Below are 17,342 nucleotides of genomic sequence, written 5' to 3' on the forward strand. Positions count from 1 at the left end.
CGGAGTACGGTTGGCGGGTGCTGGAACCCGGCACTCTAGCGCGCGTGAGCCGTGGGCGCCAGTCGCGAGCATGGGTGAGGATTCGGCCCGGTGCAATTCGAGCGCCTGTGGATAAGTCTGTGAAGAACTTGCGGCGCGTCGGGCGCATCACCGCGTCAGGAAAGAGTTGCTTCGGGGATTACAGTGTTCATGAAAAATTATCGACTAAAAATCAATGGTTTAGGACGAAGTCACGGGCCTCCAGCGATGCTGCGGCGCGCACTGCGGTAAGTCTTTCTGTGTGGACACTTGCTACACTTGCGTACCTCGTTCAGCGGCATTTGTCCATCGGACACGGCGGCCGCCGCGCAAATATTTTTCCCATCAGACATGAATCCCGATTCCCTGCCGTCGCAAAGCGGCGATGCCGTCATCCCCGTTTCAGCGCTCAATCGCGCAATCAGCTCGATGCTCGAACGATCGTTCCCGCTCGTCTGGGTGTCGGGCGAAGTGTCGAACTTCACGCGTGCGGCGAGCGGCCATTGGTACTTTTCGATCAAGGACGCGAATGCGCAGATGCGCTGCGTGATGTTTCGCGGCCGTGCGCAATACGCCGAGTTCATGCCGCGCGAAGGCGACAAGATCGAGGTGCGCGCGCTCGTCACGATGTACGAACCGCGCGGCGAGTTGCAGCTCAACGTGGAAGCGGTGCGGCGCACGGGGCAGGGCCGGCTCTACGAGGCGTTCCTGCGGCTGAAGGCGCAACTCGAAAGCGAAGGACTCTTCGCGGCCGAGCGCAAACGCGCGCTGCCGACGCATCCGCGCGGCATCGGCATCGTGACGTCGTTGCAGGCCGCCGCTTTGCGCGACGTGCTGACGACGCTCGCGCGTCGTGCGCCGCATGTGCCGGTCGTCGTGTATCCGGCGCCGGTGCAGGGCGCGGGCGTCGGCGCGAAGCTCGCGGCGATGGTCGAAGCCGCGAATGCGCGTCGCGAAGTCGATGTGCTGATCGTGTGCCGTGGCGGCGGATCGATCGAGGATCTGTGGGCGTTCAATGAGGAAGTGCTCGCGCGTGCGATCGCGGCGAGCGAGTTGCCGGTGGTGAGCGGCGTCGGTCACGAAACGGATTTCACCATCGCCGATTTCGCCGCCGACGTGCGCGCGCCGACGCCGACCGCCGCCGCCGAACTCGTCAGCCCGCAACGCGTGTTGCTGTTGCGCGAGCTGGATCATCGGCATGCGGCGCTCGCGCGCGGCTTCGGCCGGATGATGGAGCGGCGCGCGCAGCAACTCGACTGGCTCGCGCGCAGACTCGTGAGTCCGGCGGAGCGGCTCGCGCGGCAGCGTGCGCATCTGCGGCAACTGGCGAGCCGTCTCAGTACCGCGGGCGCGCGGCCCGTGCGCGATGCGCGCGCGCATTTCGCGCTGGTGCAATATCGCTGGCAGCGCAAGCGTCCGAACGTGGCTACCGAACGCGAGCATCTGCTGCGGCTCGCGCAGCGGATCGGCGGCGCGCATGAGCGACGCGCGGAGCGCGAGAAAGCGTGCGTCTCGGAACTGGCGGCGCGCTTGCAGGTGCTCAGTCCGCAGCGCACGCTGGAACGCGGCTATGCCGCATTGATCGACGCTCAAACCGGCCGCGCCGTGCGTGCGCCGAACGCGTTGAAACCGAGGCGGCCGCTCACCGTTCATCTCGCGGAAGGCTCCGCGGACGTGCTGCTCGCCGATGTCCAGCCGCGTCTGTCAGACGAATTCTGAAGCCGGCGCGACACGAGAAATCGGCGTACATTTGACGTGCCCGAAGAGGCTCGCCAGAGCACTTTTTACGCCGTGTGAGGCATATGGAAAGCAATCTTGCTCATAAAGGGCACACGGTTTGCTGGGTTATCCCAACTCGCCTACAATCCATTGCTCCACGCTTCAATCCTCACAATCCCACAATCCACATAGAAAGGAAGCTCGCATCATGGAACATACGCTCCCGCCGCTGCCGTTCGACAAGAACGCGCTCGCTCCGCACATGTCGGAAGAAACGCTCGAGTATCACTATGGCAAGCACCACCAGACCTATGTGACGAACCTGAACAAGCTGATTCCCGGCACCGAATTCGAGAACCTGCCTCTCGAAGAGATCGTGAAGAAATCGTCGGGCGGCGTGTTCAACAACTCCGCGCAAGTCTGGAATCACACGTTCTTCTGGAACAGCCTGTCGCCGAACGGCGGTGGCGCACCGACCGGCGCGCTGGCTGACGCGATCAACGCAAAGTACGGTTCCTACGACAAGTTCAAGGAAGAATTCGCCAAGGTCGCAACCGGCACGTTCGGTTCGGGCTGGACCTGGCTCGTGAAGAAAACCGATGGCACGGTGGATATCGTGTCGACGAGCAATGCCGCCACGCCGCTCACGACCGACGCGAAGGCGCTCGTGACCATCGACGTGTGGGAACATGCTTATTACATCGACTATCGCAATGCGCGTCCGAAGTTCATCGAGGCTTACTGGAATATCGTGAACTGGGATTTCGCAGCGAAGAATTTCGGTGCCTGATTGCGCGTGAAAATCGGTTGCGGCGTTCTTTGGTTTTCAGAGCGCCGCAAGCGAAAAGAAAGCCCTCGAAAGAGGGCTTTCTTATTGGTGCGCCCGGCATTTTAAGTGTGCGGCGCTTTTTGGGGAACGTCGAAGTCTCACTCAGTCTAACGGGATCGGGGTCGCCGAACTGGCTTCCGATTCTGCATATTGGCCCGGCCAACCAAAGACGCGAGCTGAACATTGACGACACGCTATCACCAACTCGATTCATTGCGCGGCATTGCCGCTTTGACCGTCGTATTCAATCACTATTCGCAAATCACACTGACACGATGGCTTCAGCATGTCCCGTGGCGCGTAATCGCGGAGGGACATTCCGCCGTGATTCTGTTCTTCGCGCTGAGCGGCTTTGCGCTGACTTTGCAGGTCACCGGAGAAAGCAGGCCAGGTCTCGCCGAGTTCGTAGTCAAGCGCGTCTGCCGGATTTATATACCTTACTTGTTTGCGGTACTCGCCGCATATGCAGCGTATTGCGTGCTTTACCGGTCGAATCTGTCGTGGACCGGCGAGTGGGTCAACGAGGCATGGCATGCAGGTATCGATCGGCATGATCTGCTGAACCATATCTACTTCCTGATTCCATTCAGCAACAGCACGCTGGACCCGGTGCTCTGGTCGCTGGTCTACGAGATGCGTATCTCGCTGCTCTTTCCGATTCTGATAGTCGTAGTGTTTGCCATGCCGCTCTGGTTTTCCATAGCGCTGAGTGCCGGCCTGTCACTCGCGGCGTTCGGTTATTACTTCCCTCTGCATCGGACGCTCATGGAAGCGAGTCTTCGGGGCGAGTGGATTCCAACCATTCATTACATTTCGATGTTCGTGCTGGGCGCCTTGATTGCGCGATATCGCGACGCCATCGTGTCGAAACTTGCGCCGATTTCTCCGCGCTGGCTTTTCGGCGCATTGGTGATTTCTCTCGCTTTATATGTCCTCGTTGGTTCGGTGAATCGCCATTTGATATCCAACGACGTGCTGCGCGGTTTTGCCGACGATTGGGTCGTTCTTCCGGCCGTGACCGGCATTTTGATTCTGGCGATTTCGCTCAGGCCGTTTGCCGATTTTCTGGCTGCGCGGCCATTGGTATTTCTCGGCAAGATTTCCTTCAGCCTGTATCTGCTGCACTGTATCGTGCTGCTGGGCGTGCTGCATTATTTCGGCGAAACGTATCACGGCATGTCGATGTTGATCGCCGCCGTGCTGATTCTTCCGGTCAGCATCGCCGGATACTATGCGATCGAAAAGCCGTCGATTCGACTGGGCCGGTATCTGAGCCGGAGCAAGCATCGCGGCAGGGCGACGCTCGGCGCCTGAGCGCAGGCCGTCGCTGCACGGGCTGAAACGCGAGCCTAAAATGTCGGCTTGTCGTCATGTTCCGAATCGCATCGCCATGAAAAGCTTCGCAGGCCTGTGCCTCGCGGCCTGGTCGGCGGCCGCGCTGCTGTATTTTGGCCGCCATTCCGCCGCGCTCATCGCGCTCTCCGGCGTGCTGGTACTCGCCGGTTTCGATCTGCTTCGTCCCGATTCCGGCAACGGCGCGTAGACCTATCGCTGCTTAGCGCCTTCCCAGTTGATATCCACGCACAGCACCTGTAATCCATAAGGTGTCTGCGCCGCGATCGACGCCGTCACGCAAAGGTGCGCATCGTTGATCGAGAGATACGGCGCCGTCAGATGCACACGCCCCGGCGCGCGCAGCGCCTCGATGAAATACGGCCGGCGTTCCCAGCTCGCGCCCTCCGAATGCAATAGCGGGCTGAAACGCTTCGCGCGTTGCGACGTGCGCACGATCGGCACGACGTTGTCGCCGATCTGCCGTCCGGCCTGATCGAGCAGGAAGCATCGGGCGGTGTCGGCGAGTTGCAGCAACTCGCTCGTCGCGGTGACGAGCGATTCGCCTTCCATCAGCTTGACCGATGCGCGCTCCAGCCCGCTCACGTACGGTCCGAGACGCGTGACCTGCGCCCGTTCGCGCGCCGCGACGCGTTCGCGCGATGCCGCCGACAGCGCGTCCATCACGCCCGCCGCGACTTCGCTGTGTACGGCATCGACGCTCGGCTGCGCGAAATACGCGCCTTGCACGAAGTCGACGTTGCATTCGAGTGCGATCAACGCGTCGCGCTCGGTCGCGAGACCGCCCATCAAGACGAGCTGGCCGGATTCGTGGAGCAGCGATACGAGACGCGGCAGCACGCGCTCGATATGCGAATGCTCGGTCGCCTGCTGCAGGATGCAGCGGTCGAGCGTCACGATATCGGGCCGCAGATGCCACACGCGATCGATGTTCGAATGCTTCACGCCGAAGCCGTCCAGCGCGATCAGAAAGCCCGACTTGCGCAGCGAATCGACGATTTCGGCGAATCGCGTCGTTTCGCCGCCCGCCTGCTCGGGGACTTCGAGCACGACGCGCTGCGGCGGCAGGCCGATATCCTTGAGCGATGCGAGCAGGGCGTCGCCGTAACTCGTATCCATCAGCGCGGCGGGATGCAGGCTGAGGAAAAGCCATTCGTCGTGGCTGTCGAACGCGTTGAAGTTGCCCAGATGCAGCGACTCAGCGAGCCGGCCGAGTTCGAGCAGATCGCCGCGCCGCGCGGCTTGCGTGAAGACTTCGTGAGACGGAATGTGGCGATGCGCGTCGTCGCGGGCGCGCAAGGACGCGTGATAGCCGATCGCGCGCCGGTGCGACACGGAAAACACGGGCTGGAACACGCTGAAAACGGTGTACTCGCCGTACAGCACGGTGCGACGCGATCCATCGTCGCCGGCGACGGGCCGGGGCGGCTGGAAGCGTGGAGGGTCGAGATCAACCATGCTCATGGTGTCGGGGCGCAAGGCGGTGAATTTTATCGAGATAGTTTACCGGATCGGCATCCGGCAGTTCGAGCAAAAAGCGTGCAAATTCAATATCCAGGCGGGCCGCAGCGGTTATCGGGTGCGTCGGGCGCGCCTATTCGTGTGCGGATTGGACGGTCGTGCCGCAGACGCGGGAACGCGCGCCGCGCAATCGTGCGCAAGGGGCACCGCCGTGGTGCGCGATCCTTTGCCGAACCGATCGGATTCAGTTCGATTCGGACGGATCGGGCTTCCTGCGCGTTGCCCGCACTTCCGGCGCGAGTTGCCCGAAGATCCACGCCGTCGCAGCCGTAATGATGCCGACGCACATGAATGTCGCGTGGAACGCGGGCAACGAGTTCGTTTCGGTGACTTGCGGCAAGAGTCCCGTGAACGTCGACAGTATCGCCCCCGCGACGGTCACGCCGAGACTCATCGAAAGCATCTGCACGAGCGAGAAAAGGCTGTTGCCGCTGCTCGCGCCGCCGGTGCCGAGATCCTTCAGCGTGAGCGTGTTCATCGCGGTGAACTGCATCGAATTGACTGAGCCGAAGACCGCCAGTTGCACGAGCCGCAGCCAGAGCGGCTGGTGCGCGCTCGCGAGTCCGAAGCTCGCCATCATCAACCCGACCAGCACCGTATTCACGACCAGCACGCGCCGATAGCCGTGCTTTTCGATGAGACGCGTGACCGCGCGCTTCGACGCCATGCCGGCGGCCGCGACGGGCAGCATCATCATGCCGGCCTGGAACGCCGTGTAGCCGAGGCTCACCTGCAGCAGCAGCGGAATCAGATACGGCATCGCGCCGCTGCCGATACGCGCGAACAGATTGCCGAGCAGCCCGACGCTGAAGGTGTGAATCTTGAAGAGATCGAGCGAGAAGATCGGCTGGGCGGCGCGCGTCGCGTGCAGGCCGTAGGCGACGAAGCAGCCGAACGAGAGCACGAGCAGCACGATGACGATCGCATGTTGCAGGCCGAGATCGGCGAGACCGTCGAGCGAGATCGTCAGCGCGACCATGCCGACGGCGAGCAGCAGATAGCCGGCGAGATCGAAGGGCGCGGTCGCCGGATTGCGGCTGTCCGGCATGTACAGATTCGTCGCGATGCAGCCGATCACGCCGACCGGCACGTTGATGAGAAAGATCCAGTGCCACGACGCGATCTGCACGAGCCAGCCGCCGAGCGTCGGGCCGATCAGCGGGCCGATCAGCCCCGGAATCGCGACGAACGCGAGCGCCGAGAGATACCGTTCCGCTGGAAACACGCGCAGCACGGCGAGACGTCCGACCGGCAGCAGCATCGCGCCGCCCACGCCCTGCACCACGCGATACGCGACGAGCGCCTGCAACGACTGCGCTTTCGCGCACAACAGCGAGCCGATCGTGAACACGAGAATCGCGCTGAAGAACACGCGCCTGGTGCCGAGCTTGTCGGCGAGCCAGCCCGAGACGGGGATCATCATCGCCATCGTGAGCGAGTAGGCGATCACGACGCCCTGCATGCGCAATGGCGCTTCGCCTAAGCTGCGGGCCATCGCGGGGAGCGCGGTATTGACGATCGTCGAATCGAGCGTCTGCATGAAGAAGCCCGTGGCGACGAGCCACAGCATGATTGAAAGCGATCGGTCGGACGGCTGGGCTGCGGCGGTGTCGGTCATTGGGCGGAGATCACTTTCGCAGCTCGGCGACGAAATCGTAGTAGTCGTTGCGGCAGTAGGTATCGGTGAGCTCGATCGCGCGCTGATCGGCCGTGTAGCCGACGCGCGTGATGAGCAGAAGCGCGTCGTGCGGCGCGATGCCCATTTGCTGCGCGATTTCCGGGCTCGCGTTCACCGCGCGAAAATGCTGAAGCGCGCGCACGATGGAGAGCCCGCGCGCATCGAGATAGCTGTAGAGCGAATCGCCGATGGCCTGCGGATCGGGGATGCACGACGCGGGAAACGTGGAGTTCTCGACGGCCATCACGATGTCGTCGGCGAGGCGCAGCCGTTTCAGGCGCGTGACGGTGGCCGCGGGCGAGAGACCGAGCTGGATGACTTCATCGCGATTGGCGGGCTCGATGGTGCGCGAAAGCCATTTCGAGCTGGGCTTGAAGCCGCGCCGCCGCAGCATCTCGGAGAAGCTCGACAGGCGCGAGAGCGGATCTTCGTAACGCGGCGTGATGAAACTGCCCGCGCCTTGCTCGCGGCGAATCAGCCCTTGCTCGACGAGCAGCGCGATCGCTTTCCGGGACGTGATCCGCGAGACGCCAAGCGCTTCCGACAGCACGCGCTCCGAAGGCAGCGCTTCGCCGGCGTTCCACCGATTGTCGTGGATGGCGTTGGCGAGCTTGCGAGCGAGTTGAAGATAGAGCGGAGTGTCGCTGTCCGGGTCCGGGCGCAAGTCGCACCAGCGGTCTTCCGAGGTCGGGTTCATAAAGCGGACGCTAATGGGCCAAGCGGGGATTTTAAGACATGCGGCCCGATCCGCGTAACGGCGCGGCGTTTCGTGCCTCGCAATGATACGTGCGACCGTGGCCCCACCGGCGATATACGCACACCGGTCTTTTTGAGACACTGACCGTACCGCTCATTCCGGGGAGAGGGCTTGTTCGATCGTGCGAGACATCGTGGCGGCGATGCGCGGGGCGCGCGCGTGCAATGGCGGGCGTGCATGGGCGTCGTCGTCATCGTTCTGACCTGGGCGCTGTGCGCGTCGGCGGCGGGCGCGAAGGAGCGCATCGTCGTCGGTGCGGCGCCGGGCGTTGCGCCGCCGCTCGACATGGCGTACCCGCATGACACCGCGCCGCGCGGGATCTCGGCCGATTACGTGGATGCCATCGCCCGCGCGCTCGACCTCGACACGCAATGGCGTATCTATCCGAACCGCGCCGCGCTGATGGCGGCGCTCGCGCGCGGCGAAATCGACATGGCGACGGGCGCGACCGGCGTGGACAGCGGCGCCGCGCTCGCATACACCCGCCAGTACCTGCCGATCAAGCAGATCTACGTCGAGCCGCTCGCGAAACGTCCGTCGAGGCACCGACTCGCTTACGTCGACGCGCAGGTTTCGCCGGCGCGCCTGCAGTCCGCTTATCCGTCGATGCGGCCGGTCGCGTATCCAGACCTGATCGGCGCGCTGCTCGCCGTCTCGCTGGGCGACGCCGACGCGTTCGTGGGCGACATGATTGCTTCCGGCTACGCGATCACTCATTACTACCTGCCGAATCTGACCATTACCGACCTTGCCGCCTTCGATGGAGACGGCTACCGCTTCGCCTTCGCGGCGGATCGTCAAAGCGCGCTCGCGTTGCGGCAGCGGGTCGACGGCGCCCTCGCGGGGTTGCCGCCCGAGTTCATTCTTCTCGCGCGCGCACGCTGGAATCCGGGCGCCTTCGCGGTCACGCGGGAGAGGCCGATCGAGCTCACGGCGCAAGAGCTTGCGTGGGTGCGCGCGCATCCGGTGGTGCACTATTCGATGCTCGTGCAGGGCGCGCCGTGGACGTTTCGCGATGCGCGCGGGGAGCCGGCGGGCATCGCGGCGGATATCCTCGATGCGATCTCGCGCGTGACCGGCCTGCGCTTCGAGCCCCGCATGCGCGATACGCCCGAACAACTGGTGGCCGACCTGCGCAGCGGCGCCTCCGCGATCCTGCCCTACGGCGTGGGCGAGACGTCGGCGCTGCCCGGCGCCGTGCTCAGCAAGCCGACCGGCGACGGCATCTTCATGATCGTGACGTCAGCCAGCCAGCCGCCGCTGCGCGACGCCGCCGCGCTCAAGGGCAAACGTGTCGCGCTGCCGGCCTCGTCGCTGCTGGAGCCGCTCCTGCGGCAGAGCGCGCCCGATGTGCGGATAGTCAACACGCAACCGTTCGAGGGCCAGTTTCGCGCCGTGGCGAATGGCAATGCCGATGCGACCATCGCCGATCTGGCCATCGCCAACTATGCGGTAGAAAACCCGTTTCGCGATTCGCTCGTGCTGAGCGGCACGCTGTCGACGCAGCCGGTCCCGCACGGCCTGATCGTCGCGGCGAGCGAACCGGTGCTGCTCGGCATCGTCAATCGCGCGATCGAGAGTCTGCCGCCGCCGGAGCTGGAGACGATCCGCGCGCGCTGGAAGCTCTCCGAGCATCCCGAGATGCTTTGGGAGCGCCATCGTCCGCAAGTCGAGCTCGGCGCGCTGCTCGGCGTGGCGCTCGTGCTCGTGCTCGCGGGCTGGGCGCTGACGATGCGCGTGCAGGTCGCGCGCCGGATCGCCGCCGAAGGGGCGATGCGCGCCGCGAAGGAAGAAGCGGAAACGGCGAACCGCGCGAAATCCACTTTCCTCGCGACGATGAGCCACGAAATCCGCACGCCGATGAATGCCGTGCTCGGTCTGCTGGAAATGGAACTGCGTGCGCCGGGCGAGCGCGCCGCGACCGAGCGCGCGCTGTCGATCGCGCATCGCGCCGCGCGCGATCTGCTCGGCATGATCGACGATCTGCTGGATGTCGCGAAGATCGAGGCCGAGCGCCTCGTGCTCGCGCCCGCGCCGCTCGAAATCGACGCGTGGGTTGCGGGCGTCGCGGCGATCTACGAGCCGGCCGCGCGCGCGAAGGGGCTCGCGCTCGTCGTCAGGCGCCGCTCCGATGCGGGCCCGGTCTGGCTGCTCGCCGATGGCCAGCGTCTGCGGCAGATCGTCGGCAATCTGCTTTCGAACGCGATCAAATTCACCGATGTCGGCGCGGTCACCCTCGAATACCGGGTCGCGCCGGCACAGGACGGCAAGCGTGCGGTGACGCTCGCGGTGAGCGACACGGGCATCGGCATCGAGCCCGAGAAGCAGGCGATGCTGTTCACGCCATACGTGCAGGCCTACGATGGCCGCGCGCGCAATCTCGGCGGCACCGGGCTCGGCCTCACCATCAGCAAGCGGCTCACCACGATGATGGGCGGCACGATCGAACTGTCGAGCGAGCCGGGGCGCGGCACGCGTTTTACCGTACGCATCGATTTTCCGGAGACGGAGGCGATGGCGTCGGCGGTCGATGCGCCGTCCGCGCCGGCGGGCGCGCTTGCCGGATCGCTCGCGGGACTGCGCGTGCTCGTCGTCGACGATCATCCCGCCAATCGGATCGTGCTCGAAGGGCAGATCAGGCTGCTCGGCGGCAGCGCGCAAATGGCCGTCGACGGCAAGAGCGCACTTGCACGCTGGCGCGCCGCGCGTCGCGCATTCGACGTGATTCTCACCGACTGTTCGATGCCCGAAATGAGCGGAGAGGAACTGGCGCGCACGATCCGGGAAGACGAGGCGAAAGAGGGATCGGGGCTACGCGCCGTGCCGATCGTCGGCCTGACGGCGAACGCGCAACCCGACGCGGCGATGCGCGCGGTCGCATCGGGCATGACGGCGTGTCTCGTGAAGCCGCTCGGTCTCGACGGTCTGCGCGCCGCCTTGCTCGACGCGACGCGCGACGGCCGCGTGCCGGGCGCTACGACGGCGGCTGCGCAGGTGTCCGCAGTTGAGCCGGATTCGGACGCACCGGTGTTCGACCGCGCGTTGCTGGCCGGTTTCGGCGATCAGGCCGGTACGCTCATCGATACATTGAAGGCCGCCAATGCGCAGGATCTGGCCGACGCGCGCGCCGCCTTCGACGCGTGCGACCACGCGCATCTGCGCGATATCGCGCATCGCATGAAGGGCGCGGCGGCGGTGATCGGCGCGACGCCGTTCATGCGCGCGTGCGTCACGTTGCAGCACGACTGCGATCTTGCCGTCGACGAAGATCGCAACGGCGAGGACGACGCGCGCATCGCGGCTTCGTTTGCGGTATTCATCGCGCAAGCCGAAGCGCTCGATGGGGCGCTCGCGGGCCCGCTCGTGTGTGTTTCGCCCGCATCGGATGCATCGCGATGACGCGCCGGCAGGCAAACCGCATCAGGCCGTAGCCGGCCCACCGACCCCGCGCCCCGCGCGCATATAAAGCGCAACCGACAGGGCCACCGCCGCGGCTGCCGCCAGCGCGGCAAACAGAAACACCGACCCATACCCGAACTCACCCGCGACATAGCCCGCGAGCGGCCCGGTCAGGCCGAGCGACAAATCGAGAAACACGGAATACGCGGAAAGCGCTGCGCCACGGCTCGCAGGCGGCACGAGTCCGACCGCCTCGACGCCCAGCGCGGGAAACACCAGCGCAAAGCCGAAGCCGGTCAACGCCGCGCCAGCAAGCGCAAAAGTGGGCTCGGCCGCGAGCCACAACATCAACAGCCCGCCGCATTCGAAAGCAAACGAGACGATCGCCACGCGAAACCCGCCATACGCCTTGATGGTGTTGGCGAACAGCAGCCGCGCCCCGATGAACATCGTGCCGAACACCGTGAGCGACAGCGCCGCGTTCGGCCAGTTGTGCGCGGCGTAGTAGAGCGTGATGAATGTCGCGATGGAGCCGAAGCCCGCCGAACCGAGCGCGAGCCCCAGCCCGTGCGGCAACACGCGGAAGAACACGCTGCGATAGGACATGCGCTCGCCATGCACGACCGGCACGCTCGCCATGCGGGTCGCGAGCCAGTAGCCGAAGCCGCCGAGCGCGATCACGATCACCCCGAGCGATGCGAACCCGAGCGAATGATCGATCGCGACGCCGAGCGGCGCGCCGATCGCCAGTGCGCCATAAGTCGCGATGCCGTTCCACGAAATCACCTTCGCGTTATTGGTCACCCCGACGCGCCCGATGCCCCACGTGATCGATCCCGTGCCGACCCAGCTTTCGCCGAAGCCCAGCACGAGCCGCGCGATCACCAGCAGCACGAGGCTCACCGCGTGCCATTGCGCCGCGAGCGCCGAGGCGAGCAGCAACACGCCGCTCGCCGCGCAGGCCGCGAGACCGTACAGCACGGTTTTCTTGGGGCCGAGCGTATCGGCGGTGCGACCCGCGAGCGGCCGCGACATCAGCGTTGCGAAATACTGGACGCTGATCGCCGCGCCCGCCATGACCGAGCCGTAGCCCAGATCCGTATGCACATAGCCCGGCAGCACCGCGAGCGGAATGCCGATCGTCAGGTAGCAAAGGAACGTGTACAGCACGACAGGCAGAATCCGCAGCGTGACTGCGAAATCGCCCTGCGGCTTGGTGCGAGGCTCGGAGGACATAGGGAAATTGCGGGGTTGTATTTGGCGCGAAGTCGTGATTGTCCCATATGTCGCGACGCAACGTCGCACGCGTTTTGTAACCAGGTGGAACAAATCGCCTGCCCGAACGATCGGACGGCAGCCTCCGCAGGCTTGCTGCACAAGGCTCAGCGCACATATCGGACGAAGAATATGTCGTTCATGCAATGCCGGCTATGGGTTGTGGTTTTTGGTGGTGATAGCTTTCGAATCATCGAAGCGACAGGACCAGTCCGAAAAAGTCCCCGAAGTCGCGAATGCCACCGGCTGCGTATCCCGCGCAACCAGCAAAAAAGCATCGAAGAGCCCCGAGACATCCCATGACCCAGCCGATCCGCTTCTATCACCGCAATGCGATCCAGGAAGTGAGCGGCGCGTCGACGACGCGCACCGTCCTGCAATACCTGCGCGAAGACGCGCGCTGCACCGGCACCAAGGAAGGCTGCGCGGAAGGCGACTGCGGCGCGTGCACGGTCGTCATCGGCGAGCCGGACGGCGCGGGCGGCGTCGCGTTCAAGGCCGTGAACGCGTGCGTGCAGTTCCTGCCGACGCTCGATGGCCGCGCGCTCTTCACCGTCGAAGACCTGCGCCAGCCGGACGGCACGCTGCATCCGGTGCAGCAGGCGCTTGTCGATTGCCACGGCTCGCAGTGCGGCTTCTGCACGCCGGGTTTTGCGATGTCGATGTTCGCGCTCTACGAAAAGCACGGCCATGCGACGACCGGCTGCGCCGGCAAGTGCGAGAAGACGAAACCGTCGCGCCAGGAAATCAGCGATGCGCTGACGGGCAATCTGTGCCGCTGCACGGGTTATCGGCCGATCATCGAAGCGGCGGAGCAGATGTTCGATCACGCGCCGCTCGCGCCCGTCAACGTGCCGGCGCTGGCCCGCACGCTCGAAAGCATCCGGCGCGACGATACGTTCCACTACGAGCACGCCGGCCGCCAGTTCGAGGCGCCGCGCACCGCCGAGGCACTCGCCGCGATCAAGGACAAGAATCCGAACGTGCGCATTCTCGCGGGCAGCACCGACGTCGGTTTGTGGGTGACGAAGCAACTGCGCGATCTGGGCGATATCGTCTATGTCGGGCAGATCGAATCGTTCAAGCACGTCGAGACGACGGACGAGTGGGTCGAGATCGGCGCGGGCGTGTCGGTCGATCGCGCGTATGACGAACTCGTGAAGATCTATCCCGAACTCGAAGAAACGCGCCTGCGCTTCGCGTCGCTGCCGATCCGCAATGCGGGCACGCTCGGCGGCAACGTCGCGAACGGCTCGCCGATCGGCGATTCGATGCCCGGCCTCATCGCGCTGAATGCACGCGTCGTGCTGCAGAGCGTGGACGGCACGCGCGAGATGCCGCTCGAAGACCTGTACATCGCGTATCAGAAGAAGGACATGCACCCGAACGAGTTCGTCGCCGCCATTCGCGTGCCGACGCGCCACGGCAAGCGCGCGAATCTTCAGTTCCGCGCATATAAGCTGTCGAAGCGTTTCGACTCCGATATTTCCGCCGTGTACGCCGCGTACAGCTTCATCGCCGATGGCGACATGATTCGCGAGCCGCGCCTCGTCTACGGCGGCATGGCCGCGACGCCGAAGCGCGCAGCGCACGCCGAAGCCGTTCTGACGGACGCGCACTGGCACGAAGCCACCGCCCAGGCCGCGATGATCGCATTGGGCAAGGACTACCAGCCGCTCACCGACATGCGCGCGAGCAGCGACTATCGGCTCGACACCGCGAAGAGCCTGTTGTATCGCTTCTGGCTGGAGACGCGTCCGCACAATCCGCTCGATAAATCGAAGCTGGATGTGCGTGCAATCGAACTGGTCGAAGCGAAGTAAGCGAAAGGGAGAACAAGACAATGAATCAGCAAGCCGAAGCCTTTCTCGCGGAAGCCCAGTCGCTCGCGAACGAAATCGACGCTTTCAAGCAGGTCCACGTGTCGCGTCCGCACGAGTCGGCGCATCTGCACGTCAGCGGCCGCGCGAGCTACACCGACGATATTCCGCCGATCGCGGGCACGCTGCACGCCGCGCTCGGCACGAGCCCGAAGGCGCACGCGAAGATCGTGTCGATGAACTTCGACGCCGTGCGCGCGACGCCGGGCGTCGTCGCCGTTTTCACCGCCGAGGACATTCCCGGCGTGAACGATTGCGGCCCGATCATCCACGACGATCCGGTGCTCGCGCAGGGCATCGTGCAGTTCGTCGGCCAGCCGATGTTCATCGTCGTCGCGACGTCGCACGATACGGCGCGTCTCGCCGCGCGTCGCGCGACGATCGAGTTCGAAGACCTCGTGCCGGTCCTGACGCCGGAGGACGCGCGCAAGGCCGAATCGTATGTACTGAATCCGCTCAAGCTGTCGCGCGGCGATGCCGAAGGGCGCATGGCAAAAGCCTCGCATCACGAGCGCGGCGCGATGAAGCTCGGCGGCCAGGAACAGTTCTATCTCGAAGGCCAGATCGCGTACGCCGTGCCGAAGGACGACGACGGCATGCACGTCTACTGCTCGACGCAGCACCCGACGGAAATGCAGCATCTCGTCGCGCACGTGCTCAACGTGCATTCGCACAACGTGCTGGTCGAATGCCGCCGCATGGGCGGCGGGTTCGGCGGCAAGGAATCGCAGTCGGGCATTTTCGCGTGCTGCGCGGCGCTCGCCGCGTGGAAGCTGCTGTGCCCGGTGAAGCTGCGTCCGGACCGCGACGACGACATGATGATCACCGGCAAGCGCCACGACTTCGTGTACGACTTCGAAGTCGGATACGACGACGACGGCAGGATCGATGGCGTCGCCGTCGACATGACTTCGCGCTGCGGCTTCTCCGCCGACCTCTCCGGTCCGGTGATGACGCGCGCCGTGTGCCACTTCGACAATGCGTACTGGCTGTCGGATGTGAAGATCGAAGGCTATTGCGGCAAGACGAACACGCAGTCGAACACCGCATTCCGCGGCTTCGGCGGGCCGCAGGGCGCGTTCGCGATCGAGTACATCATGGATAACGTCGCGCGTTCGGTCGGCCGCGACTCGCTCGACGTGCGCCGCGCGAATCTCTACGGCAAGACGGAGAACAACAAGACGCCGTATGGCCAGACGGTGGAAGACAACGTCATCCACGAGCTGATCGCCGAGCTGGAAGAGACGAGCGATTATCGTCGGCGGCGCGCGGCCATCAACGAATTCAACGCGAACAATGAAATCCTGAAGAAAGGCCTCGCGCTGACGCCGGTGAAGTTCGGCATCGCGTTCAACGTGACGCACTTCAATCAGGCGGGCGCGCTGGTTCACATCTATACCGATGGCTCGATGCTCGTGAATCACGGCGGCACCGAGATGGGCCAGGGCCTGAACACGAAGGTCGCGCAGGTCGTCGCGCATGAGCTCGGCGTGAACTTCGAGCGCGTGCGCGTGACGGCCACCGACACGAGCAAGGTCGCGAATACGTCGGCGACGGCGGCATCGACGGGAACGGACCTGAACGGCAAGGCCGCGCAGGACGCCGCGCGCCAGTTGCGCGAACGCCTCGCCAAGTTCGCGGCGGAGAAGTTCGGCGGCGGCACCGTGACGCCCGCGCAGGTGCGCTTCGCGAACGATCGCGTGATCGTCGGCGACGATGCGATCCCGTTCGGCGAAGTCGTGCAGAAGGCTTATCTCGCGCGCGTGCAGTTGTGGTCCGACGGCTTCTACGCAACGCCCAAGCTCTACTGGGATCAGGCGACGATGCAGGGCCGTCCGTTCTTCTACTACTCGTATGGCGCGGCGGTGTCGGAAGTGGTGATCGATACGCTGACCGGCGAAATGCGCGTGCTGCGCGCGGACGCGCTGCATGACGTGGGCGCATCGCTGAACCCGGCGCTGGACAAAGGCCAGGTCGAAGGCGCGTTCGTGCAGGGCATGGGCTGGCTGACGACGGAAGAACTCTGGTGGAACGACAAGGGCAAGCTGATGACGCACGCGCCGTCCACCTACAAGATTCCGACGACGAACGACATGCCCGCCGATTTCCGCGTCGATCTGTTCAAGAACCGCAACGTGGAGGACAGCATCCATCGCTCGAAGGCCGTGGGCGAGCCGCCGCTTCTGCTGCCGTTCTCGGTGTTCTTCGCGATCCGCGACGCCGTTTCCGCGGTCGGCGATCACAAGGTGAATCCGCCCCTGAACGCACCTGCGACGGCGGAAGAAATCCTGAAAGCGGTCAACGCGGTGAGGGGCGCACGGTCATGATGCACGTCGTTCTGTTCGGCGCGGGTCACGTCGGCCACGCGCTCGTGAAGGTGCTCGGCACGCTGCCGTGCGTCGTGCAGTGGGTCGATGCGCGCGACGAACTCTTCCCGGACGAAGTTCCGGCGAATGTGCAGATCGAAGCGACGGATCTGCCCGATGCGATCGTCGACGAGGCGCCGGCGGGCGCGTACTTCATCGTGATGACGCATGACCACTCGCTCGACTTCTCGCTCACGCAGCGCATCATGCGGCGCGATGACTTCGCGTACTTTGGGTTGATCGGCTCGAAGACCAAGCGCGTGAAGTTCGAGCGGCGTTTGATGGAGCGCGGTGTGGCGGCGGATCGGCTGGCGGAGATCACGTGTCCGATCGGCGTGGAAGGAATCGTCGATAAGGCGCCGTGGTCGATCGGGCTGGCGGTCGCGGCGCAGTTGCTGAGGGTGAGGGAGATGACGGCGCGGTTGGGGATGTCGGAGGTCAGGGCTGCGCGGGTGGTGGCGTGAGGTTTTTGTCCGCCTAGGCTTCTGTGGATGGCCTGTATTCGTGTCGGTCTATTAGCACTGCCCCTCCCCGGGGCGGGGGTCAC

12 protein-coding genes are annotated in these 17,342 nt (G+C 64.7%); 8 read left to right on the forward strand and 4 right to left on the reverse strand.

Features of this window, described 5'->3' with window-relative positions:
- The first annotated feature begins 369 nt into the window (after positions 1–369).
- The 4 genes from xseA (at position 370) to ACEN42_RS03650 (ending at position 4,109) form a co-directional block, all read left to right on the forward strand.
- Positions 370–1,737: an exodeoxyribonuclease VII large subunit gene (xseA, locus tag ACEN42_RS03635; protein ID WP_371880643.1), complete on the forward strand. Its 1,368-nt coding sequence runs from the start codon at positions 370–372 to the stop codon at positions 1,735–1,737.
- Between the two features lie 208 nt (positions 1,738–1,945).
- The gene (gene sodB / locus ACEN42_RS03640; protein WP_035500805.1) at positions 1,946–2,527 is read left to right on the forward strand and encodes a superoxide dismutase [Fe]; all 582 of its coding nucleotides are present in this window, start codon (positions 1,946–1,948) and stop codon (positions 2,525–2,527) included.
- Between the two features lie 222 nt (positions 2,528–2,749).
- Positions 2,750–3,880: an acyltransferase family protein gene (locus ACEN42_RS03645; protein WP_371880644.1), complete on the forward strand. Its 1,131-nt coding sequence runs from the start codon at positions 2,750–2,752 to the stop codon at positions 3,878–3,880.
- 76 nt (positions 3,881–3,956) lie between these two features.
- Complete coding sequence (locus ACEN42_RS03650) at positions 3,957–4,109, forward strand: hypothetical protein (protein ID WP_371880645.1); 153 nt, start codon at positions 3,957–3,959, stop codon at positions 4,107–4,109.
- 2 nt (positions 4,110–4,111) lie between these two features.
- Here the strand turns inward: ACEN42_RS03650 and ACEN42_RS03655 are convergent, their stop codons facing one another.
- The 3 genes from ACEN42_RS03655 to ACEN42_RS03665 all read right to left on the reverse strand — a co-directional run bounded on the left by ACEN42_RS03655 (position 4,112) and on the right by ACEN42_RS03665 (position 7,815).
- Complete coding sequence (locus tag ACEN42_RS03655; protein ID WP_187605973.1) at positions 4,112–5,383, reverse strand: EAL domain-containing protein; 1,272 nt, start codon at positions 5,381–5,383, stop codon at positions 4,112–4,114.
- Between the two features lie 241 nt (positions 5,384–5,624).
- Entirely contained in the window at positions 5,625–7,058 is a 1,434-nt protein-coding gene (gene mdtD / locus ACEN42_RS03660; RefSeq protein ID WP_371880646.1) for a multidrug transporter subunit MdtD, read from the reverse strand.
- 10 nt (positions 7,059–7,068) lie between these two features.
- A complete protein-coding gene (locus ACEN42_RS03665) occupies positions 7,069–7,815 on the reverse strand; it encodes a GntR family transcriptional regulator (protein WP_187605971.1) in 747 nt (248 codons plus the stop codon).
- Between the two features lie 171 nt (positions 7,816–7,986).
- On the opposite strand from ACEN42_RS03665, the gene ACEN42_RS03670 reads away from it, so the two are divergent.
- Positions 7,987–11,274 (forward strand): ATP-binding protein, encoded by a 3,288-nt coding sequence (locus ACEN42_RS03670; protein WP_371880647.1) that lies wholly within the window; start codon positions 7,987–7,989, stop codon positions 11,272–11,274.
- A gap of 21 nt (positions 11,275–11,295) precedes the next feature.
- Here ACEN42_RS03670 and ACEN42_RS03675 read toward each other — a convergent pair whose 3' ends face one another.
- The gene (locus tag ACEN42_RS03675; RefSeq protein WP_371880648.1) at positions 11,296–12,510 is read right to left on the reverse strand and encodes an MFS transporter; all 1,215 of its coding nucleotides are present in this window, start codon (positions 12,508–12,510) and stop codon (positions 11,296–11,298) included.
- Between the two features lie 338 nt (positions 12,511–12,848).
- On the opposite strand from ACEN42_RS03675, the gene xdhA reads away from it, so the two are divergent.
- The 3 genes from xdhA to xdhC are packed head-to-tail and all read left to right on the forward strand — an operon-like array spanning position 12,849 to position 17,259.
- Entirely contained in the window at positions 12,849–14,372 is a 1,524-nt protein-coding gene (gene xdhA / locus ACEN42_RS03680) for a xanthine dehydrogenase small subunit (protein ID WP_371880649.1), read from the forward strand.
- Positions 14,373–14,392: 20 nt separating this feature from the next.
- Positions 14,393–16,756 carry a xanthine dehydrogenase molybdopterin binding subunit gene (xdhB, locus tag ACEN42_RS03685; protein WP_187605968.1) on the forward strand — a complete coding sequence of 788 codons (2,364 nt, stop codon included), beginning with the start codon at positions 14,393–14,395 and terminating at the stop codon, positions 16,754–16,756.
- Positions 16,753–17,259 carry a xanthine dehydrogenase accessory protein XdhC gene (gene xdhC / locus ACEN42_RS03690; RefSeq protein ID WP_371880650.1) on the forward strand — a complete coding sequence of 169 codons (507 nt, stop codon included), beginning with the start codon at positions 16,753–16,755 and terminating at the stop codon, positions 17,257–17,259. Before xdhB ends, xdhC begins: the two co-directional genes overlap by 4 nt.
- Positions 17,260–17,342: the final 83 nt, after the last annotated feature.

Origin of the sequence: Caballeronia sp. S22 (assembly GCF_964261745.1) — a bacterium.
Classification (GTDB): Bacteria; Pseudomonadota; Gammaproteobacteria; order Burkholderiales; family Burkholderiaceae; genus Caballeronia; species Caballeronia jiangsuensis.